Source organism: Sulfitobacter sp. M368 (genome assembly GCF_025141875.1).
GTDB classification, from domain to species: domain Bacteria; phylum Pseudomonadota; class Alphaproteobacteria; order Rhodobacterales; family Rhodobacteraceae; genus Sulfitobacter; species Sulfitobacter mediterraneus_A.
The window spans coordinates 1224632-1247341 of the sequence record NZ_CP081113.1; the positions used below are offsets into that span (position 1 = coordinate 1224632).

Genomic DNA, 22710 nt, shown 5'->3' on the forward strand with positions numbered 1-22710 from the left:
GTCATCAAGTACCTACCCCGGAACCGCGCCGCCAGCGGTATCACCCAGGCCGGTCTTCTTGGCCTTGGCTGCGGCCAGCGTATCGCGCAGTTTCGCTTCCATCTCCTGCAATTCCTTTTCAGCGGCGGCGCGTTTGGCTTTGCCTTCGTCGGCAATTTGCAGGCTTTCTTCGATGGTGCCAATCAGATCGGCGTTGGCCTGTTTCACCGCTTCGATGTCAAACACACCGCGTTCCATCTCCTGGCGGATCATCTTGTTGCTTTCGCGCAGGTTTTTCGCGTTTGAGGTCAGTAGTTCATTGGTCAGGTCATTGGCCTCGCGCACCGCGCTGGCCGCTTCGGCAGAGCGTTGGATGGTGACGGCCTGTGCCAGCTGCGTTTCCCACAGCGGCACGGTGTTGACCAACGTAGAGTTGATCTTGGTCACCAGCGACTTGTCGTTTTCCTGCACCAGCCGGATGGAGGGCAGGGATTGCATGGTGACCTGACGGGTCAGCTTCAGATCATGCACCCGGCGTTCCAGATCATCCCGTGCGGCCCGCATGTCGCGCAATTCCTGTGCGACCATCACCTGATCGGCTTCGGCGGCTTTGCTGACTTCGGCCTCTTTGGCAGGGATCACGGTGGCGTCGAGATCGGCCAGCTTTGCCTCGCCTGCCGCGATATAAAGCGCCAGCTCATCGTAGAACTGCAGCGTTTTTTCATAAAGCATATCAAGCGACTTGATGTCTTTGAGCAAGGTATGCTCATGGCTCAACAGATTATCGGTGATCCGGTCAATCTGGCCTTGGACCTTTTCGAATTGCGCGGTGAACTTGGCAAAGGGCGCGGCCTTGCCCAACAGTTTTTCCCACCAGCTGCGCTTGCGGCGCACGTCGAGTTCCGAGACAGAGAAGCCGCGAATTGTGCTGACAATATTGCGCAGGCTGTCACCTGCGGGGCCAACGTCCTTGTTGCGCACATCGGCCAGCATCGCCTGGCTGATTTCCTGCAACTCGGCCTGCGCGGCAGACCCGAAAGAAACGATGGATTGCGTGTCTTCCATATCGATCTCGGCCATGCGACGCTTGATCTCGGCACTTTGGGTCTTGTTGGCCTTTTCCAGTGGGACAACCGCATTGGCCGCCGCCGGTTCGGGCAGGACAACGGCGGTCACTTCTTCGACCATGGCGAGAGATTGATTGGCTTTTTCACGAACAGTTTCAGACATATATCAAGTTTCCTTCATGCGTTTTGCAGGGCAAAGTCAGTCCAGCCGGACCCCTTCGCGGGACAACCGTTCGCGCAGCACGTCGATCTCTACGGTCAGATCGCTGCGATCTTCGAGCAGGGATTTGCGTGTGCGAGCGGCAAAGTTTCGGTCAAGATCATCAAGCAGCGCAAGGTAATCGGCGCGGGCCTGATCGTCCTGTGATCGGCTATAGATATCGGCAAATTTCGCCGTCGCATCGCGGGCACCGCGCAGATAAACCGACAGATATTTGCGCGCGGCTGTCAGGTCGCGCGGATCTTCTTCGACTGTGCGGATCAGTTCGCGTGCCGTGTCCTGAAAAACCTCCAGACGCTTGGCTGCGGCGCGGTCTCCGGCGCGGGCCATGGCATCGCTCATCCCGGCGAGCAGCTTCTCGGCCTCATCCACCACGCGGGCCACGCGGTCTTGCTGAAAGGTGTCGATGCCTTCCATGCCTTTGCTTTTCATCGGATCAAGGCCAAAGGCCGTCAGGTGCAGCGCGGCGGTGCAGCCGCCAAACAGCAGCGGCGCTAGGATGGCCAAGCCGCCGTCCTGATGGGCCAGAACCGCCAATGCCGCGCCAAGGCCAGCGGCGGCAGCGGCCAGTATTTTGCGGGGAAGGGCTGGTTTGCGGGCCACCTTGCGGCTGTTGAACTCCGCCTCGGCGCGCAACCCCTCACGCAGCAGCCATGCTCCAAGGATCAGGCTGGCCGCCCCCGCCAGACCCAGCGCCAGACTGGTGGCGCCGTCATTCAATGAAGTAAAAACCAGCACAATCGCCGGGGCAAACAGTACGTTTGAGCGCCCACCTGCGGGGTCCACTTCAATACGTTTTCGCGGCGTGCTGTCCGGCGCGACCTGCCCATCGGGGCTGTATTTTCCGCCAAAGCGTTTGGCCATGGATCAAAGCCCCCCAAGAAAGCCGCTGGTGACGCCAAACAGCACCACGATCAACGCAACATATGCCATTCTTCGAACGGACCCTGACCCCATGTGCATATCCTTTATTCCCGCGTTGCCCCTTGACGGCCCGGAAGACCGAGGGGCCGTGGCCGCATTCCAGATTGATAGCATTATCGCGCCAATGGCAACGATCACCACAACAAACAATACGATCAGCAAGAGCCGTGCCACAATTTTCCCCCGTACTGCCAACATAGGCGCAACATGAACACCGTGCCAGACGATGCGCCCTTGCGCAAAGACCAGCGGCCGACAGGCATGCCAAGGCTAGCCGGGCGTCTGCCTTATTTATATCGATTATATAGGGGTTTACCCTCCGATTGTGAATGATCTGTGACGGGGAAAAACCATCCAAAACTCACCCATGGGATCAACCCTGCGCTGCACGCCAAACAGGTTTTGCGACATCGTGATCGCGCTTTGGTGTCGCAGGTCGAACAGAAAAACAGGGATTCTCAGTCAAGTTGGCAAAAAAACATGGGGTGAATTTTCTTATGTTCGAACGCCGTATTCCCGAATGGATCCGCCACGCGCCAGCCCCCTCTGTCAGAGGGTTTGCGATGCTGGCAGGGTGTGAAGCCGTTGCGAGAGGGATTTTGATCTCTGTCTATCCCGTGGCGATTTACAATGCGCTGAAAGATGCGGCCCTGATCAGTTCGATCTACTTTTGCATCGGCGTGGTGTCGCTGCTTGTTGGGCTGCTGGTGCCCTTCCTGAACAGATTTGTGCCGCGCCGCTGGATGTATGGGGTGGGGGCGTTTGGCTTTGTTGTTTCGGCCGGGCTGGCGATGACAGGCCAGCCCGAGATGATCGTGGCGTCCTTGGTGCTGAACTCGCTGGCGACCGTGACAACATTTGTCTGCTTCAACGCCTATGTGCTGGACTACATTGCACGGGTGGAACTTGGCAAATGCGAGACATTGCGCATGTTCTATTCGGCTTTGGGCTGGACCCTTGGCCCGGTGCTGGGCGTTGTGCTTTGGAGCTTTTGGCAGCCTGCGCCTTTCATCGTTTCCGCCATTGCCGCGGCTTTGATGCTCGCGGTGTTCCTCTATATGCGGCTTGGCAATGGCAAGCTGATCACGCGGGCGCGCAAGGCGCCGCCCAATCCGCTGTCGTTTCTGGGACGCTTTTTTGAGCAGCCAAGGCTCATCGCGGGTTGGCTTTTTGCGGTAATCCGGTCCTGTGGCTGGTGGGCCTATGTGGTGTATCTGCCTATTTTCGCTGTGGAAAATGGTCTGGGGGATCAGCTGGGCGGAATATTGTTGTCGCTGACCAATGCGGCGCTGTTCCTCTCGCCGGTCATGTTGCGCTGGATGCAGGCGGGGTCGATCCGCCGTTCAGTGCGCACCGGTTTCATGGCCTGTGGGTTGCTTTTCGCGCTGGGCGGCTTTGTCGCTGGTCTGCCGCTGGCCACGATTGCGCTGCTGTTTTGTGGGAGTTTCTTTTTGATCTTGCTGGATATTTGCGCGGGCCTGCCGTTCCTGATGGCGGTCAAGCCGTCCGAGCGGACCGAGATGTCGGCGATCTATTCCTCGTTCCGTGATGTGTCGGGCATTGCGACACCGGGAATTGCATGGCTGATCCTGCTGGCCGCGCCGATTTCTGGTATCTTTGTGGCTGCAGGGGCGGCCAGCTTTGTCGCTTGGGGCATCGCGGGGCGCCTGCATCCGCGACTGGGCGAAGCGCGTTTGAAACCTGCCGGGCCGTTGTTGCCCGCCGAAACGGGAGAGCCTGAGGCGGCGTGGTAATGCCCGGCGGCGCCGTCGCCCTAATTTAACGGCGCGGTTTGCCCGGTTTTCCGGCCATGCTGCTGCGGCGTTTTGAGAACCTCTGGACCGCCTTCGGCTTTTTCTGCGCGGTGCCGCTGGGATCTTCGATCTCAAGTCCCAATTGATCGCGCACGATCTTGCGGCGGACCTCTTCGACCTCGCCGGATTTCAGCTCGCCCAGCTGAAAAGGCCCATAGCTGATGCGGATCAGGCGGTTCACGCTGAGGTTCACGGCTTCCATCGCACGGCGGATCTCGCGGTTTTTGCCCTCGCGCAGACCCACGGTCAGCCAGGCATTTGCGCCCTGCTGCCGGTCCAGCGTCACAGTCATCGGCTGAAACCGTTCGCCCTCGATGGTGATGCCCTTGCGCAAGGGCTCCAACGCTTCGTCGCTGGGCCGCCCGTTGACCCGCACGCGGTAACGGCGCAACCAACCCGTGCTGGGCAACTCCAGCTTGCGTTTGATGCCCCCATCATTGGTCAACAGCAAAAGCCCTTCGGAATTGATATCAAGCCGCCCCACCGACATCACACGCGGCATGTCTTCGGGCATCTTGTCGTAAATCGTTTCGCGGCCCTTTTCGTCGCGATCACTGGTCACCAGCCCGGTGGGCTTGTGATACATCCACATGCGCGGCGGCTCGGGTTCTGACACGGGGTTGCCATCGACCATGATGGTGTCGCTTTCGGTCACGTTCAGTGCGGGGGACAGGATCTGTTCCCCGTTCACGCGTACACGGCCAGCCTCGATCATGCGCTCCGCCTCGCGGCGGGAGGCGACACCGGCACGGGCCAGAACTTTGGCGATCCGGTCGCCTTTCGGGGTCTCTTTGGGGGCATTGTCTGTCATGCCGCCCGCTTACCCTGTTTGTGCGGGTTGCGAAAGGGCGGCAATTGCGGGCATGAAAAGGGATGGTGTTTCGATCCCACATGCAGGCCGCCCTGGCCGAAGCGGCCGCCGCTGGTGCACGCGGCGAGGTGCCGGTGGGCGCAGTTGTCGTCGATCCAGGAGGGCAGGTTGTGGCGCAGGCAGGCAACCGCACCCGCGAATTGAACGATCCGACCGCCCATGCGGAGGTGCTGGCGATCCGTGCGGCCTGTGCGGCGGCAGGGTCGGAACGGCTGCCGGGCCATGCGCTTTACGTGACGCTTGAGCCATGCCCGATGTGCGCCGCCGCGATTGCGGCGGCACGGGTGGCCCGGTTGTATTACGGTGCCTCCGATCCCAAATCGGGTGGGGTCGCGCAGGGGGCACGGGTGTTTTCCCATCCGCAATGTCATCATGTGCCGGAGGTGTTTGACGGCATTGATGGTGCGGCGGCGGAGACCATGTTGAAAGAGTTTTTTGAAGCAAAAAGAAAAGGTTAATTGGTATGGCTGTCAGTAAGGAGCTTTCCCGCTTTACCCGCGATGCACTGAGTGCGGGCAAAAGCCGCGATGAGATTGCAGCGGCCCTGACGGCCTCAGGCTGGAGCGCATCAGAGGTGTCAGATGCCTTGAGTGCATGGGCTGACACCCCCTTCGCGCCGCCGGTGCCAAGGCCGCAATCCACCGTGTCGGCACGGGATTTCTTTATCTACGCCCTGATGTTCGGGGTCTTGCTGTTTGGTGCCATCCATCTGGTGCTTTTGCTGAACCACCTGATCGATCTGGCCTTTGACGATGCGGGCTACCGCAGCAGCCATGGCATCCGCTGGGCAATTGCAGTTCTCGTGGTGACAGCGCCCACCTACCTTTGGCTGACCGCGCGGGAACGCAGCAAACTGGCGGCGGATCCGGCGCTGTATCGATCTGTGATCCGGCGCTGGATGACCTATCTGACCTTGCTGGGCGCGTCCGGCGTGTTGCTGGGTGATCTGGTGTCGGTGATCTACGCCTTCCTCAGCGGCGATTTCACTTTGCAGTTCTTGGCCAAAGCGTTGGTTGTCGGCGCAGTCTCCGGATTAATTTTTGTTTATTATCTGGGGGATATCCGCAAAGGGGACGCGGCGTGAACAGGCTTTTGTTTGTCGCCTCTGCGGCGCTTGTCTGCGGCGCAGTGATTGCCGCGCTGATGGTGGTTGGCGGTCCGGGATTCGCCAGGATGGAGAAGAATGATTCCAAGCGGGCGCAGGATCTGCGCAGACTCGGGGAATATTACCGCTGCAACCTTCCCGTTGATTTGGCATTTGGAGACAGCGATCCGCAGATCAACCCCGAACGCTGCCATGGGCACCGGCGCAAGCCGGATGCCCGCGATCCGGCCACCGATGCAGAGTACAGGTTCACCCGATCCGGCCCGGACAGCTTTGAAGTTTGTGCAACCTTTGAGACGGACAGCCAGAACACCCAGCAATACCCCTATCAGATGATCACTTTTGAGGGGAAGAACGGGTGTTTGACCTATACCCGCAATGCTGCGGGTATGGATTGGGTGACAAATTAGAAGTTACAGGCTGATCGCCTGGAGCACCTCAGGCTCAATCACATTCACCCCCGGCAGGCCTTCTGCCAACACCTTGGCCGATTGTTCCAGCGCGTCAAAGGTGCGGTAATGGCAGGGGATCACGGTCTTGAAGTTGAAATAGCGCTTGGCGGCATAGGCGGCTTCGGCCATGCCCATGGTGTAGAACCCTCCTGCCGACAAGATACCGATATCCGGCTTATAGAAATCGCCGATCCAGTCCATGTCGGCCATGATGCCGGTATCGCCTGAGATATAGACCGTATGCCCTTCACCGCGCAGGATAAATCCCGTCTCGCGGCCCATAGCCAGAGGCTTGTCCCCCTCCATGGTTGAGGAGGAATGCATCGCAGGCACCATCACGGCGGTCACGTTCTCGCCCAGCGGGTTCGTGCCGCCGATGTTATAGGCCGCCCCTTCCACCGCACCGCCCGCCGCGAGGTATTGCGCCAGCTCATACATGCCTGAAACCGGTGCGCCGGTGGATTTGGAGATCTCCACAACATCGGTGATGTGGTCAAAATGGCCGTGGGTGACCAGAATATGCGTCACGCCTTGGGTGGCGGCCTCATGACCGTCTTCGGGCATCATCGGATTGCCGTTCAGCCAAGGATCGATCAAGACCACCTGATCTTCGATTTCGATGCGAAATGAGCCGTGGCCAAGCCAGATGATATTCATATGTGTTCTCCCCTTCGATTGGGGAGAGCATAATCCGTTCTGGCGCTGCGGCAAGTGCGGCATCTGGCGGCAAGCCGGCCCTCCGGGGGGAGGTTTTTTGGGCCAAATGAAGAGGCGGGCAGGGCGCACCCTTGCGAGGGCGCAAAAGGAAGGATACACCGCCGCCCAAGCAGATGGAGAGCCTTCATGTCGATCGACGAAAACACCGCCGCCCGCGTGGCGAAACTGGCCCGCATCAAGGTAGAGCCTGAGGCGCTGCCGGCGCTGGCGCAGGAGTTCAATAATATCCTCGGGTTCATTGAACAGCTGAACGAAGTGGACATTGACGGGGTCGAGCCGATGACCTCGGTGACCCCGCAAAAGCTGAAGCGGCGTGAAGATGTGGTGAGTGACGGTGACCAGCAAGAAAAGGTGTTGGCCAATGCACCCGATGCCCGCGAAGGTTTTTTTGCCGTGCCGAAGGTGGTGGAATAATGACTGAACTGAACAAACTGGGCCTGGCGGGCGCACGCGATGCGCTGCGCAGCGGCGATGTGACATCCAAAGATCTGACCGAAGCTTGCCTTAAGGCCATTGACGGGGCAGGAGCGCTGAACGCTTTTGTACACAACACGCCGGATCTGGCGATGGCGCAGGCCGATGCAGCTGACAAACGCCTCGCGGCAGGTGAAGCACCTGCGATGTGCGGCTTGCCCATCGGGATCAAGGATCTGTTCTGCACCAAGGGTGTGCCCTCTCAGGCAGGCTCGCGCATTCTCGAAGGGTTCCTGCCCGAGTATGAAAGCACCGTAAGTCAGAACCTTTTTGACAAGGGTGCGGTGATGCTGGGCAAGCTCAACATGGACGAATTTGCCATGGGCAGCTCCAACGAGACCTCCGTTTACGGCAATGCGGTAAACCCCTGGCGGCGCGGCAATGATGATGCGGCGCTGACGCCCGGTGGCTCCTCCGGTGGCTCTGCTGCGGCGGTTGCAGCCGATCTGTGTCTTGCGGCCACCGGCACCGATACCGGCGGGTCAATCCGCCAGCCTGCAGCCTTTACCGGCACGGTTGGGATCAAGCCGACCTACGGGCGCTGCTCGCGTTGGGGCATTGTTGCCTTTGCCTCCTCGCTTGATCAGGCCGGTCCGATGACCAAATCGGTGCGCGATGCGGCGATCATGCTTGAGGCGATGTGCGGCCATGATCCAAAGGACAGCACCTCGGCCGATCTGCCGGTGCCGAACTTCGAGGCGGCGCTGACGGGTGATATTCGTGGCAAGAAAATCGGCATTCCCAAGGAATACCGCATGGATGGTATGCCCGAGGAGATCGAAACCCTGTGGCAAGACGGCATTGCGATGATGAAGGATGCCGGCGCCGAGATCGTCGATATCTCGCTGCCACATACCAAATATGCTTTGCCAGCCTATTACGTGATTGCGCCGGCTGAGGCCTCCTCGAACCTCGCGCGCTATGATGGCGTCCGTTACGGCCACCGCGCCACGCTTGAGGCAGGGGACGGTATCACCGAAATGTACGAAAAGACCCGCGCCGAAGGCTTTGGCCACGAGGTGCAACGCCGGGTGATGATTGGCACCTACGTACTGTCTGCCGGTTTTTACGATGCCTATTACAACCGCGCCCGCCGGGTGCGCAGCCTGATCAAGAAAGACTTCGAAGACGTCTTTGCTCAGGGCATCGACAGCATCCTAACCCCGGCCACCCCGTCTGCGGCCTTTGGTCTGGGTGAGATGACCGACGCCGATCCGGTGGCGATGTATCTCAACGATGTGTTCACCGTCACGGTCAACCTGGCCGGTTTGCCGGGCATCGCGGTGCCAACGGGGCAGAACCGTCAGGGCCTGCCTTTGGGCCTGCAACTGATCGGGCGGCCATGGGAAGAGGCAGATCTGCTGTCTTCTGCCTATGCGCTTGAGAAGGCGGCAGGCTTTGTAGCCAAGGCAGACAAATGGTGGTAAACCAGCGCCAATAACCGTCAAAAGACAGAGCAGTCCAGATGATCAAACATGCCTTCTTCGTTCTCGCCGCAGGCGTGACACTTGCCGCCTGTCAGCCTGCTATCCCGGATTCGGGGCGCGGCGCCGGATTTGACAACTTCGCAGCCGAGCAGCGCAAGCGCGACGCGGCTCTGACCGGCATCGTGCCTGCAACGCCGGTGATAGCGGAAACGCCGATCCAGCCGAACCTGCCGAGCGATCCATCCGCCGCCGCCACCGCAGCGGAAACCGCCCGCGTGCTGGCCGCCACCCGTCCGGGGGTGCCAAACAGCGGCGGTGTGCCGATCAATGCCAGCCCGACCAACCCGCCGCCCGCAGTGGTAAACACGGCAGGGATCTCCAACGAAAACAACTTTGACGCCGTGTCGGGCCAGCGCAGCATTGATGACGACGCCGCCCGTATCGCCGCCAACAAGGCTCAGTACGAGGTGGTCACGCCCCAGGCCCTGCCAACCCGCGTTGATAGCGGCCCGAATATCGTGGCCTATGCCCTGAGCACCAAAAATGCCGTTGGCGAACAGATCTATCGCCGCATCGGCCTGAACAAGGCGGCAAAATACGCCCGGTCCTGCCGCTCGTTCAGCACGCCAGATCAGGCGCAGATTGATTTCCTCGCCCGTGGGGGTCCACAAAAGGACCGCAAAGGCATGGACCCTGATGGCGATGGGTTTGCCTGCGATTGGGATCCAACCCCGTTCCGCCGCGCGGCCCAAGGCTGACGTGACAGGCCCTGCGATCAGGGATCACCTTTCGCCCAACTGCGGCCCGCGCCGGGACGGTCTGACGCCCAGCCTGATCGTGATCCACTACACCGCCATGGACAGCGCCGCCGCCGCCCGTGACCGCCTGTGCGATCCGGAGGCGGAGGTGTCCGCCCATTACCTGATTGCAAACAATGGTGAGATCCTGCGGCTGGTGCCGGAGGACCGCCGCGCCTGGCATGCCGGTGCCGGGGAATGGGCCGGACAATCCGATGTCAACTCCCGCTCCATCGGGATCGAACTGGACAACACCGGTGCCCATCCTTTTTCAGAACCGCAAATGCGGGCGCTGGAAACCCTTCTGCGTCAGATCATGACCCGCTGGAATATCGCGCCCGAAGGCGTGATCGGCCATTCCGATATGGCGCCGGGCCGCAAATGCGACCCGGGCCCGCGCTTTGACTGGACACGGCTCGCGCGCCAAGGGCTCGCGCGGCCCGCTGGCCCTTCCGCCACAGCGCAAGACGTGACCGAAAACAGTTTCCGCACGGCCGCTCGCGCCGCTGGATTTACCGCTGACGTGCCGCTGAACGATTTGCTCGCGGCCACACGGCTGCGTTTTGCCCCTTGGCGGCAAGGCGCATTGCATCCGGATGACCTGAACCTCCCGCCGCTGCGCTGACGCCACTCTTCCCCCTTTTTGGCCCTTAAATACTCAATCCCGCCCGAGCAGCCATTGACGACAGCGGCGTCGGCGCGCTACGCCGCACCTTGCGCGGAAGGCCGGATGACCGCGGCGATGCAAATCGTCGAGGAAAGTCCGGACTCCAAAAAACAACGGTGCCGGGTAACGCCCGGGCGGGGCAACCCGACGGAGAGCGCCACAGAAATGAAACCGCCCCTGCGGGTCTGTGTCGGGCAACCGATACCGCCGGAGGGGTAAGGGTGAAACGGTGGGGTAAGAGCCCACCGCGCCGCTGGCAACAGGGGCGGCACGGCAAGCCCCACCGGGAGCAATGCCAAATAGGGACCGCGTGCCACCGCAAGGGGGCGGGGCTGTTTTTGCCCCAGCAGGTTCGGGTTGGCAGCTATAGCTGCACCGGCAACGGTGTGGTCAGAGGAATGGTCATCCAGGGGCGCAAGCCCTGGACAGAATCCGGCTTACAGGCCTTCCGCGCATTTATGACCCGGCGCCGTTTTCTTCCAAGAAAACGGACCGGAAAATTCAAATTTTCCGCGCCCCGCCCAACGCAGAGCGCAGACAGGAGCCATCCCATGCAACTCACTGGAAAATCTGCCCTCGTCACGGGTGGCAGCGATGGCATCGGGCGGCACATCTGTCTCAAACTTGCCGCTCAGGGCCTGCGCATCGCGGCGCTGGGGCGCGACAAAGGCCGTCTGGATGCCGTGGCCGCAGAGGCGCTTCGGGCGGGCGCACCGGAGGCCCAGGGTTTTGTCTGTGATCTGGCCCAAACCGAACAGATTGACGCTGTTGTAACGGCGATTCTCGATGGCTTCGGCCCCATCGACATTCTGATCAACAACGCTGGCATCTGGCACAAGGCCGGCCCGCTCGACAGCATTGATCCGGCCATGATTGAGGCAACACTGGCCACCAATCTCAATGGCGCGATCCACCTGACCCGTGCCCTCTTGCCGGGGTTGCGCAGCCGCGAGGAGGCCGCGATTCTCAACGTCGTTTCCAAATCCGGCGTTTTGGCGCAGGCCGGGCAATCGGTCTATACCGCCAGCAAATATGGCATGCGCGGCTTTACCGATGTGCTCAAGCAAGATGAGGCCGAAAGTGGTGTGCGGGTGGCGGGGCTTTATCAAAGCGGTACAAACACCGGCATGTTCGACAAGGCAGGCGAGGATGTGCCAAACCATATTTTCACCGAACCAGGTGATCTGGCCGATGTGGTGGTTTTCATGTTGTCACGGCCTGCAAAACTGTGGATGCACGATGTGCGCATCGAGTTGTGAGGAAAGCATGATTTCCCATAGCTTTTGCTGTTGACACGCAGCCGCATCCCGTTACAAGCCGGGTTTCAGAATTCACGCACCCGCCCGATGGTCTAAGGTGCAGCAGGAGATGACAAGATGGCAAAGCCAACCACGATCAAGATCCGTCTGAACTCGTCCGCGGGCACAGGCCATTTCTACGTGACCAAGAAGAACGCACGCACCATGACGGAAAAGATGGTTGTCCGTAAGTATGACCCCGTTGCGCGCAAGCACGTGGAATACAAAGAAGGCAAGATCAAGTAAGATCTGTTCCTTTGGATCGCTTTAAGGCCGCGCTCATGCGCGGCTTTTTGCGTTTGGGGGAGGGTGATCAATGAAACGTGTGATGATTGTCGGTGGGCCGGGATCGGGTAAATCCACCCTGGCGCGCCTGCTGGGGGAACGGACAGGGCTGTCCGTTTTCCACATGGATCTGATCCATTGGCAGGATAACTGGGTTGAGCGCACGAAGGCCGAGAAAATACCTCTGGCACGGGCGGTAGAGGCGCAGGATGAATGGGTGTTCGAAGGCGGGATGTCCAGCACCTATGAAAGCCGCCTGGCCCGTGCCGATACGCTGATCTGGCTGGATCTGCCGGTGGGGCTGCGCCTGTGGCGGGTGACCAAACGGCTGTTTCGCTATCTCGGTCAGGCCCGGCCCGATCTGCCGCAGGGCTGCCGCGAAAGGCTGCACCCGGAAACCTGGGCCTTCTACCGCCTGATCTGGACCACAAGGCACAGCGCCCGCGCCAAGATCACCTCGCTGATCCAAACGGCCCCGGCGGACAAAAGGATCGTGCATCTGACCAGTCCCCGCGCGCTGCGGGAGTGGCTGAAAGAAACCTTGCCGCCGCACTGACGCCCCTCTCCCTTCAACTTTTCGTAGGGGGCTGGGCCCTCAATACTCACTGCGCAGCGCTGCGCCACGTGCTGCGGCGTCAAAGGGGCACAAACAAAAAGGCCGGCCTCATTCGAGACCGGCCTTCATCGCGGATTTTTCCGTCTTTATTCGCGATTGCCGAACAACTGGAGCAGCAACATGAACATGTTGATGAAGTCCAGATAGAGGTTCAGCGCACCCATGATCGCCGCTTTGCCAAGCCATTCCGTATCGCCGTGGTGGGCGTGGGCCAGGTATTCGGTTTTGATCTTCTGGGTGTCATAGGCGGTCAGACCGGCAAAGATCAGAACACCGATGGCCGAGATCGCGAACATCAGCGCCGAAGAGGCGAGGAAGATGTTTACGATAGACGCAACGATCAGACCGATCACGCCCATGATCAGGAAGCTACCCCAGCCGGAGATGTCTTTCTTTGTGGTATAGCCCCAGAGGGACAGACCGGCAAAGGCGATCGAGGTGATCAAGAACACCTGCGCGATCGAATAGCCGGTGAAGACCAGAAAGATCGAGCTGATGGAAACACCCATCGTTGCGGCAAAAAGATAGAACACGGTCTGCGCGGTGGCCGCCGACATGCGGTTGATCGCGGCACCAAAGCCAAAGACAAAGGCCAGCGGCGCAAACATCACAACCCACTTCAGCGGAGAGGCATAAAGCGCGTAACCGAGGCCAGTCAGATATTTGTCAGGACCGATCTGCGCGGATGCGCCAGATGGATCTGCTGTCACGGCAAGGCCGGATAGGGCCCAAGCGGCGGCAAATGTGATCAGCATGCCGATCGACATTGTGCCGTAGACCTTATTCATATGGGCGCGCAGACCCGCATCGATTTCGGCGGCGCGGGCTCCGGCTGCGGCCCGGATCGTATTCACGTCAGCCATTCAAGACCTCCAATTGACTAATAGGTTCACCCTCACGCAACGCGCGCGAAGTATTGAGAGGAATATTGGGCCTATGGTCCCGTTTTTCAAGGGTGAACCTGTGTCATGAGGGGGATTGGCATCCGATTATTTCAACCAATAGGCAGGGACATCCCAAGGCGCGCGGGAGGCTTCTGCCGCGGCGGCTTCGGCAGAGACACCGATATCCTCAAGCATACGTGCATCCAGACGGGCCAGCGCACGGCGGCTGCGCCACAGTTGAATGGCATTCAAGGCGGCAGCAGCGCGAGACGTGCTGCGAGAAGAGGCGAGGCCGGCGGAGCGGAGAGTGATCTGTGTCATGGGAGTGACCTTTCTGTTTTCGTGATGATAGCTTCTTAATTCATTTCGATGGTTGATATATGGCAGCGAATGGGCATAATGAAATTGAATGTTTGTTATGTTGACCATCAAGGATATTGATGAATGAGAAATCTGGATATCACGACACTGCGTTCATTTGTTGCGGTGGCCGATTCCGGGGGCGTCACCCGCGCCGCCGGTTTCCTGCATCTCACGCAATCGGCAGTCTCAATGCAGCTCAAGCGGCTGGAAGAAATGCTGGGCCTCGAATTGCTTGACCGGACGGGCCGGACCATTGCGCTGACGGCATCGGGCGAACAATTGTTGGCCTATGCGCGGCGCATGATTGCGCTCAATGACGAAGTTATCACCCGCCTGACCGATCACGCCTATGAGGGGGAGATCACGCTGGGGGTGCCGCATGATATCGTTTATCCCGCCATCCCGCAGGTGCTCAAACAATTTCACGCCGCCTTTCCACGGGTGAAGATCCAGCTTGAGGCCTCGTACACCCGAACGTTGAAGGAACAATTTGCCAAAGGGGAGTGCGACATCATCCTGACCACCGAACCCGAGGTGGACAGCGGCGGTGACACGATTGCCCGCAAACGGCTGGTCTGGCTGGGGGCGCCGGGCGGTGCAACATGGCGACAGCGGCCGCTGAAACTTGCCTTTTGCCGCTATTGCACGTTCCGGCCCCATGTCACTGCAGCGTTGGACCGGGTCAATATGCCTTGGGAGATGTCCCTCGATACCGACAGCGACCGCACGATTGAGGCGGCTGTCAGCGCGGATCTGGCGGTCAACGCAATGATCGAGGGCACCGAACCCCCGCATATGGAACAGATCGACCATGATGGCGCCCTGCCGGAATTGCCATTGCAGCTGATCAATCTTTATGGTGGGCGGGCCGCCAAGAACGAGGTGCATGATACCCTTGTGGGCCTCCTGCGAAATGCGTTTTCGACCAGCCAAGTGGGCCGTTTACGGGCGGTTTGACGCCGGTCTTTGCTGAATGCCTAAAATTTGTGCGTTGCGATAAAATCGCGCAGGGCAGAATTTTTTTCGAGACAATTATTCAACTTTTAGTGGAATCGAATATTTCTCACATCCATAAGCTTCATTGTATTTCAATGTTTTGCAGAGATTTCTTCACCCATGTTGAGCGGTCGTGATGTTTGGAGTTTCCTGATCTGCAAGCATAGGGAGAGTCATCCGTTAATCATCCGATCGCGCCTCTGGACCGGACTTATTGCCAAAACGGCGTCGAAAGGTTTTGCTCGCAACCATTAAGTTTTGTAGACTTATTCAACAGTCGGCGCTCCTTCGTTGCGGAAGGGGAACATGAGAATGGTCGAACTGCACATTTTAGCCGAAGGGGAGTGTACACGATGGCTCATAAAGTAGACTTGCATGTAGGCAAGCGGATCCGTCAACGCAGATGGCTCACCGGGATGACCCAACAAAAGCTTGCCGAACTGGTGGGGATTAAGTTCCAGCAGATCCAGAAATATGAAACCGGTGCAAACCGGGTCAGCGCCTCCCGGCTTTGGGATATCGCTGACGCCCTCGAAGTGAACGTTGCGTTCTTCTTTGAAGGTATGGAAGGTGAAGGTGCCGAGGTGACGACCTCTGGCAAGGTGCCTATCGACGTGATGGGCGACAAAGAAGCGATGGATCTGATCCGGTCGTATTATGCGATCCCCGAAGATCAACGCCGCCGTTTGTTCGAATTGGCCCGCGTTCTCAGTGACGTTGCCTGAAAGCATTGATGACATTGGCTTGCATCGCCTCGCCTGAGGTGGCAGGCCGGTGCCATGACCAGATCTACAGATTTTGACAGTGACATTCGCCGCGTGGCGCATCTGATGGCAGATGCAGCTCGTGCGGTGATATTGCCGTATTTCCGCAATGCTGCATTGACCGCCGACAACAAGCTTGATGGCGGCTATGACCCCGTGACCGAAGCGGACCGCGACGCAGAGCGTGCGATGCGCGATATTTTGGCGCGCGAACGCCCCGGCGATGGTATTCTGGGCGAGGAATACGGGGCATCCCAAGGGACATCAGGCCTGACATGGGTGTTGGACCCGATTGATGGCACCCGTGGTTTTGTCAGCGGCACGCCCACATGGGGCGTATTGATCGCCGTGTCGGATGGGCAGGGGCCGTTTTTTGGCATCATCGACCAGCCCTATATTGGAGAGCGCTTTGAAGGTGCGCCGGACGGGGCGGTCTTTGCCGGCCCGCATGGGATGGGACCGATGCAGACGCGCGCGCCGAAACCTCTGTCTGAGGCTGTGGTCTTTACGACTTTCCCCGAGGTTGGTTCAGCGGCAGATCAAGCCGGATTTCACGCAGTCGCGGCGCAGGCCCGGCTGACGCGTTATGGGATGGACTGTTACGCCTATGCGCTTTTGGCGGCTGGGCAAGTGGATCTGGTGATCGAGGCAGGGCTGAACTCTTATGACATTCAGGCGCCGATTGCCGTGGTGCAGGCGGCTGGCGGGGTCGTCACGGATTGGCAAGGCGGACCAGCCCATGATGGTGGCCGCGCGATTGCCGCGGCGAATGCCGAAATCCATGCCGAGGCTTTGGCCATCCTGAAAGAATATTGACCAAGCGGTCAACTGCAGGCTAGGTTCCCCCTGCATCCGGTTCTTCAGCCTGTTTTCCACCCGATGCGCACATGATCTGAGACAGGTTTGCCGAAAGACGGGTGAGCCATGTCCGAAATCCTTTTGAAAAATGCCCTAACGATCCTGACGATGGATGACGCGCGGCGCGAGTTGTCCTCAGCCGATATCCGGCTCAAGGGCGGTGTGATCACCGAGATCGGGCAGGGTCTTTCCGGAGGGGCGGAGGTGGTGGATGTCTCGGGCTGTGTGGTCACTCCGGGGCTGGTGAACACCCATCACCATTTGTACCAGAACCTGACCCGCGCTGTGCCGGGGGGGCAGGACGCGCTGCTATTTGGCTGGCTTCAGACACTTTATCCAATCTGGTCGCGGATGACGCCGGATCATATGTTTGCTTCGGCGCAGATCGGGTTGGCGGAACTGGCGCTGTCGGGATGCACGCTGAGTTCTGATCATCTTTATCTCTATCCCAACGGTGTTCGGCTAGAGGACACGATCCATGCTGCGGCAGAGCTTGGCCTGCGGTTCCAGCCCACGCGCGGCTCGATGAGTATCGGGGAAAGTGATGGTGGTTTGCCGCCTGATGCACTGGTTGAGGACGAGGATTCCATTCTCGAAGATTGTGTTCGGTTGGTCGATGCCTTCCACGACCCTGCAGAGGGCTCCATGTGTCGGGTGGCGCTGGCACCCTGTTCGCCGTTCTCCGTCAGCCGCGATCTGATGCGCAACACCGCGGTTCTGGCGCGGGACAAAGGTGTGATGATGCACACCCATCTGGCTGAAAACGAAGAAGATATTGCCTATTCCCTGGAACAGTTCGGCTGTCGCCCCGGAGAATACGCGCAAGATCTGGGCTGGGTTGGCCGTGACGTTTGGCACGCCCATTGCGTGAAACTGGACGCCGCTGAAATTGCGCTTTTTGCCCAGACGGGCACGGGGATCGCCCATTGCCCCTGTTCCAATTGCCGGCTCGGATCTGGCATCGCGCCGGTGCGGGCGCTGCGCGATGCAGGGGTGCCGGTTGGCTTGGGGGTCGATGGATCGGCCAGCAATGATGCGGGCAATCTGGTGGCAGAGGCGCGGACGGCGATGCTGCTGCAACGGGTGGCGCAGGGTGCAGATGCCATGAGCGTGCGCGAGGCGCTTGAGATTGCGACACGCGGCGGCGCTGATATTCTGGGGCGGCCTGATTGCGGACGGCTGGAGATTGGCAAACGCGCCGATATCGCGGTCTGGGATGTGCAGGGGCTGGCCAGTGCTGGCAGTTGGGATCCGGCAGCACTGTTGCTGGCGGGGCCGACCACGGTGCGTGACCTTTTTGTCGAAGGCCGGCAGATTGTGCGGGACGGGCATGTGCAAACCATTAACCTTGAGGCAACCATTTCACGTCACAACAGAATGGCACGTGAATTGGCGGAGGCAGTATGAGATCACTATTGATGGTGCTTGCGATGGCTCTTGGGATGCCGGCCCTGGCCGACCCGGCGGTTCTGCGCCCGGTCAATGAACTGCGCATTGCGCAGGGCCATGCACCAATGACCTATGCACTTTCTTTGGAGAATGCGGCCTTGTTGCATGCTATTGATATGGCACAGCGGAAATATTTCGCCCATGAAGGCCGAGATGGTTCAACGGTTGGACAACGTGTCACGGCGCAAGGCTACCAATGGTGTCTGGTGGCCGAAAACATCGCCAAAGGGCAACGCAGCCTGAACCAGGTGATGCAGGATTGGGCAGAAAGCCCGGGCCATCTTGCCAATATGATCCGGCCAGAGTTGCGCGAGATCGGCGTGGCAAGGGGGCCGGGGCACCTATGGGTGATGGTTTTGGCCGCACCTTGTTAGCGCTTTGACCTTAGGGGCGTTTCTGCCCGTTGACCCAGACATCCGCAATCGCGCGATCATCGCCCATCATGATGGTGGCAAAGAGGCTTTCCCAAATATCGCTGGCCTGATCTGCCCGCTGTGCAATGGCAGGGGTCGAACTGAGGTTGAGAACCGTCAAATCAGCCTCCATCCCCTTGGTCAGGCTGCCGATCTTGTCGCCGATATGCAGACTGCGGGCCGAACCGGCGGTGGCCAACCAGATCAACTGTGCCGCATGCAGGGGCGTGCCGCGCAATTGGCCCACTTCGTAAGCCGCCGCCATGGTGCGCAGCATCGAAAATGACGATCCGCCGCCGGTGTCCGTGGCAAGGCCAACCGGAATGCCGCGCGCCGTCAATCCGGCCATGTCAAACAGGCCCGAGCCGATAAACGTATTCGACGTAGGGCAGTGCACCAGTGCCGCACCGCAGTCCCTGAGGCGGTCAATCTCCCGCGGCTCCAGATGGATCGCATGGCCATAAAGCCCGCGTTCCCCCAACAATCCATGGGCCTCATAGGTATCAAGATAATCGCGGGCCTGCGGGAAAAGCTCTTTCACCCAAGCGATCTCATCTGTCTGTTCGCTCAAATGGGTCTGCATCAGACAGTCCGGATACTCCGCCCACAAAGCCCCCAACGCGGCCAGTTGATCGGGCGTGGATGTGGGCGAAAACCGCGGCGTGATGGCATATCCGGCGCGGCCCTTGCCATGCCACTTGTCGATCAAGGCTTTGCTGTCATCATATGCCGACTGCGCCGTGTCGCGCAGGCTGTCGGGCGCGTTGCGATCCATACAGGTTTTCCCGGCAACAATCCGTTGCCCGCGTGCTGCCGCCGCCTCAAACAAGGCATCGGCAGAATGGGGGTGAATGGTGCAATAGGACGCCGCCGTGGTGGTGCCATGGGCCAGCGTCAGATCCAGATAGCGCCCGGCGATCTGATGGGCATATTCAGGATCCGACAGGCGCATTTCCTCAGGAAATGTGTAGGAATTCAGCCAATCAATCAGCCGCTTACCCCATGAGGCGATGATCGCGGTCTGCGGGTAATGCACATGCGCATCGACAAACCCCGGCGCAATCAGATGATCGCTGTTATAGTGGTGCAGATCGGCCTGCGGATGCGCCTCTTGCAGTGCCGCGCCAGAGCCAACCTCAATGATCCATCCATCCTTGATCAAAACCCCGCCCGCGCTGTCAACGCTTACGGCATCCTGCCAGGGGCCACGCAGTGGATCACCCGTATAGCGGAGCACGGGGCCAAGAATGAGGGTCTGCTTTGTCATGCTCCAACCCTAAGCCCCGCAGAGGTCGGGGACAATCGCAAAGCCGTCTCAAGTGGCATTGAAACCCCCCATACGCTTGCCTATGGTCGCCCTCAAACGGAGGACCACGCTATGTCGGAACAGATCGAAGACCTGGAACTGGCCACTGGCGAGGATGCGGAGCGTCAGGCTTACAAGCTGGAGCCGAAAACCGTCGCTTCGGTGCTCTATGCGGTGGATATCGACGACCGCGAAAAGCTGACCGAATTGATGGAACCGCTTCATGCGGCGGATATTGCTGACCTTCTCGAACAGATCAATGCTTTCGACCGGAGCCGCCTTGTCCGGCTTTATGATCGTGAATTTGACGGCGAGATCCTGTCGGAGCTGGACGAATCTATCCGTGAGGAAGTGATCGCCGTTCTGACCCCGCAAGTGCTGAGCCAGGCCGTGCGGGATATGGACAGCGACGATGTTGTCGACCTGATCGAAGACCTTGAGGATGATCAGCAAGAGGCGATCCTTGAGGTGCTCGAAGACGCCGATAGGGTTGCAGTAGAACAGGCGCTGAACTGGCCTGAATATTCCGCTGGCCGCTTGATGCAGCGCGAGGTGGTCATGGCCCCCGAACACTGGACCGTCGGGCAGGCGATTGACCACCTGCGCAACACGGCAGAAGAAGATTTGCCGGATCAGTTTTATCACATCGTGATGGTCGATCCGCGGTTGCATCCGGTTGGCAATGTAACGCTGGGCAAGCTGATGCGGTCGAAACGCGCGACGCCCTTGCGCGACATCCTCGAAGAGACCTTTCAGATCATCCCCGCGATGCGCGATGAGGGCGACGTGGCCTATGCGTTTAACCAGTATCACCTCATCTCGGCGCCGGTGGTCGATGACGAGGGGCGGCTGATTGGTGTGATCACCATTGATGACGCCATGGCGGTATTGGATGAAGAACACGAGGAAGACATCCTGCGTCTGGCCGGCGTGGGCGAGGGGTCGCTGTCCGACCGCGTGGTAGAGACCACCAAGCAACGTCTGCCCTGGCTTGCGGTGAACCTTGTGACGGCGATTGCAGCCTCCATGGTGATTTCCCAGTTCGAGGCGGCCATTGCGCAGATCGTGGCGCTGGCGGTGTTGATGCCCATCGTGGCCTCCATGGGCGGTAATGCCGGCACGCAAAGTCTGACCGTGGCCGTGCGGGCCATCGCCACCAAGGATTTGACCGGCTCCAACGTCTGGCGGGTGATCCGGCGCGAATGTCTGGTGGGGCTGGTGAACGGGTTGATCTTTGCGCTGATTATGGGCGTTGTGGGGATTATCTGGTTCGGCTCGCCTGCACTGGGCTATGTGATTGCGGTGGCGATGGTGATCAATATGGTGGTGGCTGGATTGGCAGGCACCGGTATCCCGATCTTGCTTGAGCGCATCGGCGTGGATCCGGCGCTGGCTTCGGGCGCCTTTGTGACCACGGTGACAGATGTCGTCGGCTTCTTTGCCTTTCTCGGCCTTGCGGCGGCGGTGCTGCTGTGACCGATCTTGCAGCGATCAAGGACGCGGCCCGCAAGGCGGCTTTCGCCCGTCGCAAGCCGTTGTTTGAAAACGCAAATGCGGCGCAGGCGGGTTATCTGAGCGAGGTTCTGGCAGGCTATCGCGGCGTGCCTTTGTCCGGCTTCATGCCAATCCGCACCGAGATTGACCCGACCCCGGCTATGGCTGAGGCCTGCGCCCATGGCCCCGTGGGCGTTCCGGTGATTGAGGCGGCGGCAACACCGCTCAAATTCGCGGCCTGGACCCCGGACACGCAGATGGTCAGCGGTGCCTTTGGCGCGATGATCCCCGCCGATCCGGAATTCTTTGAACCTGAGATCCTGATTGTGCCGCTCCTGGCGTTCAACAGGGATGGCGGCCGGCTGGGCTACGGCGGCGGCTTTTACGACCGGACACTGGAAATGCTGCGAGCCAAACGGCCAACCATGGCCATCGGCTTTGCCTTTGCCGGGCAGGAAGACGCAGATGTCCCGCTAGAGCCGACGGACCAGCCGCTCGATCTGATAGTGACCGAACAGGGCATCATCGATATTCCGCGCGGCGGTTGAACCACGGGTTTTGCCCTCAGGTTAGACTTGCTGTTCGGCCCGTGTCCGCGTACCGGTTGATGCCATGAAAATACTCTTTCTTGGCGATGTGATGGGCCGCGCGGGGCGCCGTGCCATCACGGAAAATCTGGGCCGTCTGCGGACCGAGTGGAAGCTCGACTTCATCGTGGTCAACGGCGAAAACGCAACCGGCGGCATGGGGCTGTCCGGCGCGCATGCCAAACTGCTGCTTGAGGCGGGGGCGGATTGCCTGACGCTGGGCGATCATGCGTTTGACCAAAAGGACATGCTGTCTTTTATCGAACAAGAGCCGCGCATCATCCGGCCGCTGAACTTTTCCAAATCCGCGCCGGGCAAAGGCGCACGGCTGTTTACATCCAAGAACGGGCGCAAGGTGCTGGTCACACAGGCATTGGGGCAGGTGTTTATGAAACGGCCCTTTGATGACCCGTTTTCGGCGCTGGATACTGTGCTGAAAACCCATCCCCTGGGCGGGCTGGCCTCAGCGATCATCGTCGATATTCACTGCGAGGCAACCTCGGAGAAAATGGCCATGGGGCATTGGTGTGACGGACGTGCCTCGCTGGTCGTGGGCACCCATACCCATGTGCCCACAGCCGATGCGATGATCCTGCCGCGCGGCACGGGTTATTTGACCGATGCCGGCATGTGCGGCGACTATCATTCGGTGATCGGCATGGAGAAAACCGAACCCATGCGGCGGTTTATCACGGGCATGCCCAAGGAACGGTTCACACCGGCCAATGCCGAGGCAACGCTGTCGGGTGTCTATATCGAAACCGACGACCGCACGGGCCGCGCCACCCGCATCGTTCCGGTGCGCGATGGCGGTTTGTTGCAAACCAGCGCCCCCTAATTCCGCCCCACGTGCGAGGAGAACACCCGGCGCTTTGCCCCGGAG

The 22710-nt window shown here is 59.8% G+C and carries 26 protein-coding genes and 1 other RNA gene; 20 read left to right on the top strand and 7 right to left on the bottom strand.

What is annotated here, in order from left to right; all coding sequences use genetic code 11:
- Positions 1 to 12: 12 nt before the first annotated feature.
- Together K3754_RS06155 and K3754_RS06160 are read right to left on the bottom strand one after the other, a co-directional pair.
- Positions 13 to 1209 carry a toxic anion resistance protein gene (locus tag K3754_RS06155; protein ID WP_203211858.1) on the bottom strand — a complete coding sequence of 399 codons (1197 nt, stop codon included), beginning with the start codon at positions 1207 to 1209 and terminating at the stop codon, positions 13 to 15.
- A gap of 36 nt (positions 1210 to 1245) precedes the next feature.
- The gene (locus tag K3754_RS06160) at positions 1246 to 2130 is read right to left on the bottom strand and encodes a 5-bromo-4-chloroindolyl phosphate hydrolysis family protein (RefSeq protein ID WP_259941979.1); all 885 of its coding nucleotides are present in this window, start codon (positions 2128 to 2130) and stop codon (positions 1246 to 1248) included.
- Between the two features lie 557 nt (positions 2131 to 2687).
- Between K3754_RS06160 and K3754_RS06165 the strand changes: the two genes are divergently transcribed.
- A complete protein-coding gene (locus K3754_RS06165; protein ID WP_203211855.1) occupies positions 2688 to 3944 on the top strand; it encodes an MFS transporter in 1257 nt (418 codons plus the stop codon).
- Positions 3945 to 3969: 25 nt separating this feature from the next.
- Here the strand turns inward: K3754_RS06165 and K3754_RS06170 are convergent, their stop codons facing one another.
- Positions 3970 to 4815: a pseudouridine synthase gene (locus K3754_RS06170; RefSeq protein ID WP_203211854.1), complete on the bottom strand. Its 846-nt coding sequence runs from the start codon at positions 4813 to 4815 to the stop codon at positions 3970 to 3972.
- A 62-nt stretch (positions 4816 to 4877) separates the two neighbouring features.
- On the opposite strand from K3754_RS06170, the gene K3754_RS06175 reads away from it, so the two are divergent.
- From K3754_RS06175 to K3754_RS06185, 3 genes are read left to right on the top strand one after another with little or no spacing between them, the layout of a single operon-like run.
- The gene (locus tag K3754_RS06175) at positions 4878 to 5333 is read left to right on the top strand and encodes a nucleoside deaminase (RefSeq protein WP_259941982.1); all 456 of its coding nucleotides are present in this window, start codon (positions 4878 to 4880) and stop codon (positions 5331 to 5333) included.
- Positions 5334 to 5338: 5 nt separating this feature from the next.
- Positions 5339 to 5959: a DUF5671 domain-containing protein gene (locus tag K3754_RS06180; RefSeq protein WP_203211852.1), complete on the top strand. Its 621-nt coding sequence runs from the start codon at positions 5339 to 5341 to the stop codon at positions 5957 to 5959.
- Positions 5956 to 6390, top strand: coding sequence for a hypothetical protein (locus tag K3754_RS06185; protein WP_203211851.1), 435 nt, complete (start codon positions 5956 to 5958; stop codon positions 6388 to 6390). Before K3754_RS06180 ends, K3754_RS06185 begins: the two co-directional genes overlap by 4 nt.
- Positions 6391 to 6393: 3 nt before the next feature.
- On the opposite strand, the gene K3754_RS06190 is transcribed toward K3754_RS06185, so the two are convergent.
- Positions 6394 to 7089, bottom strand: coding sequence for a metal-dependent hydrolase (locus tag K3754_RS06190; RefSeq protein ID WP_259941987.1), 696 nt, complete (start codon positions 7087 to 7089; stop codon positions 6394 to 6396).
- Positions 7090 to 7275: 186 nt separating this feature from the next.
- Between K3754_RS06190 and gatC the strand changes: the two genes are divergently transcribed.
- From gatC to K3754_RS06230, 8 genes are all read left to right on the top strand, one after another.
- Positions 7276 to 7563 carry an Asp-tRNA(Asn)/Glu-tRNA(Gln) amidotransferase subunit GatC gene (gatC, locus tag K3754_RS06195; RefSeq protein WP_203211849.1) on the top strand — a complete coding sequence of 96 codons (288 nt, stop codon included), beginning with the start codon at positions 7276 to 7278 and terminating at the stop codon, positions 7561 to 7563.
- Positions 7563 to 9050 (top strand): Asp-tRNA(Asn)/Glu-tRNA(Gln) amidotransferase subunit GatA, encoded by a 1488-nt coding sequence (gatA, locus tag K3754_RS06200; protein WP_203211848.1) that lies wholly within the window; start codon positions 7563 to 7565, stop codon positions 9048 to 9050. The genes gatC and gatA overlap by 1 nt, the downstream gene beginning before the upstream one ends.
- 38 nt (positions 9051 to 9088) lie before the next feature.
- Positions 9089 to 9808, top strand: coding sequence for a hypothetical protein (locus K3754_RS06205; RefSeq protein WP_203211847.1), 720 nt, complete (start codon positions 9089 to 9091; stop codon positions 9806 to 9808).
- Positions 9747 to 10472 carry an N-acetylmuramoyl-L-alanine amidase gene (locus K3754_RS06210; protein WP_259941990.1) on the top strand — a complete coding sequence of 242 codons (726 nt, stop codon included), beginning with the start codon at positions 9747 to 9749 and terminating at the stop codon, positions 10470 to 10472. The genes K3754_RS06205 and K3754_RS06210 overlap by 62 nt, the downstream gene beginning before the upstream one ends.
- Before the next feature lie 93 nt (positions 10473 to 10565).
- Positions 10566 to 10970, top strand: an RNA gene (gene rnpB, locus K3754_RS06215) — RNase P RNA component class A.
- Positions 10971 to 11065: 95 nt separating this feature from the next.
- Positions 11066 to 11773, top strand: coding sequence for an SDR family oxidoreductase (locus tag K3754_RS06220; protein ID WP_259941992.1), 708 nt, complete (start codon positions 11066 to 11068; stop codon positions 11771 to 11773).
- 117 nt (positions 11774 to 11890) lie between these two features.
- Entirely contained in the window at positions 11891 to 12058 is a 168-nt protein-coding gene (gene rpmG, locus K3754_RS06225) for a 50S ribosomal protein L33 (RefSeq protein ID WP_011454349.1), read from the top strand.
- 70 nt (positions 12059 to 12128) lie between these two features.
- Positions 12129 to 12653: an AAA family ATPase gene (locus K3754_RS06230; RefSeq protein ID WP_259942022.1), complete on the top strand. Its 525-nt coding sequence runs from the start codon at positions 12129 to 12131 to the stop codon at positions 12651 to 12653.
- Positions 12654 to 12799: 146 nt separating this feature from the next.
- Here the strand turns inward: K3754_RS06230 and K3754_RS06235 are convergent, their stop codons facing one another.
- Together K3754_RS06235 and K3754_RS06240 are read right to left on the bottom strand one after the other, a co-directional pair.
- Positions 12800 to 13576: a Bax inhibitor-1/YccA family protein gene (locus K3754_RS06235; RefSeq protein ID WP_203211844.1), complete on the bottom strand. Its 777-nt coding sequence runs from the start codon at positions 13574 to 13576 to the stop codon at positions 12800 to 12802.
- A gap of 126 nt (positions 13577 to 13702) precedes the next feature.
- Complete coding sequence (locus tag K3754_RS06240) at positions 13703 to 13918, bottom strand: DUF1127 domain-containing protein (protein ID WP_203211843.1); 216 nt, start codon at positions 13916 to 13918, stop codon at positions 13703 to 13705.
- Positions 13919 to 14041: 123 nt separating this feature from the next.
- Between K3754_RS06240 and K3754_RS06245 the strand changes: the two genes are divergently transcribed.
- From K3754_RS06245 to K3754_RS06265, 5 genes are all read left to right on the top strand, one after another.
- Positions 14042 to 14917 carry a LysR family transcriptional regulator gene (locus tag K3754_RS06245; protein WP_203211842.1) on the top strand — a complete coding sequence of 292 codons (876 nt, stop codon included), beginning with the start codon at positions 14042 to 14044 and terminating at the stop codon, positions 14915 to 14917.
- A 392-nt stretch (positions 14918 to 15309) separates the two neighbouring features.
- On the top strand, positions 15310 to 15681 hold the full coding sequence (locus tag K3754_RS06250) for a helix-turn-helix domain-containing protein (RefSeq protein ID WP_203211841.1): 372 nt from the start codon (positions 15310 to 15312) through the stop codon (positions 15679 to 15681).
- A gap of 54 nt (positions 15682 to 15735) precedes the next feature.
- A complete protein-coding gene (hisN, locus tag K3754_RS06255) occupies positions 15736 to 16536 on the top strand; it encodes a histidinol-phosphatase (protein ID WP_259942026.1) in 801 nt (266 codons plus the stop codon).
- Positions 16537 to 16644: 108 nt separating this feature from the next.
- Positions 16645 to 17985: an 8-oxoguanine deaminase gene (locus K3754_RS06260; protein ID WP_259942027.1), complete on the top strand. Its 1341-nt coding sequence runs from the start codon at positions 16645 to 16647 to the stop codon at positions 17983 to 17985.
- Complete coding sequence (locus K3754_RS06265) at positions 17982 to 18401, top strand: CAP domain-containing protein (RefSeq protein WP_259942029.1); 420 nt, start codon at positions 17982 to 17984, stop codon at positions 18399 to 18401. Before K3754_RS06260 ends, K3754_RS06265 begins: the two co-directional genes overlap by 4 nt.
- A gap of 10 nt (positions 18402 to 18411) precedes the next feature.
- Here K3754_RS06265 and guaD read toward each other — a convergent pair whose 3' ends face one another.
- The gene (guaD, locus tag K3754_RS06270) at positions 18412 to 19707 is read right to left on the bottom strand and encodes a guanine deaminase (protein ID WP_259942031.1); all 1296 of its coding nucleotides are present in this window, start codon (positions 19705 to 19707) and stop codon (positions 18412 to 18414) included.
- A 111-nt stretch (positions 19708 to 19818) separates the two neighbouring features.
- Here guaD and mgtE point away from each other — a divergent pair, with 111 nt between their 5' ends.
- The 3 genes from mgtE (at position 19819) to K3754_RS06285 (ending at position 22665) form a co-directional block, all read left to right on the top strand.
- Positions 19819 to 21222 carry a magnesium transporter gene (gene mgtE, locus K3754_RS06275; protein ID WP_203211836.1) on the top strand — a complete coding sequence of 468 codons (1404 nt, stop codon included), beginning with the start codon at positions 19819 to 19821 and terminating at the stop codon, positions 21220 to 21222.
- The gene (locus K3754_RS06280) at positions 21219 to 21788 is read left to right on the top strand and encodes a 5-formyltetrahydrofolate cyclo-ligase (protein ID WP_259942034.1); all 570 of its coding nucleotides are present in this window, start codon (positions 21219 to 21221) and stop codon (positions 21786 to 21788) included. The genes mgtE and K3754_RS06280 overlap by 4 nt, the downstream gene beginning before the upstream one ends.
- 64 nt (positions 21789 to 21852) lie before the next feature.
- On the top strand, positions 21853 to 22665 hold the full coding sequence (locus tag K3754_RS06285) for a TIGR00282 family metallophosphoesterase (RefSeq protein ID WP_259942035.1): 813 nt from the start codon (positions 21853 to 21855) through the stop codon (positions 22663 to 22665).
- Positions 22666 to 22710 lie beyond the last annotated feature (45 nt).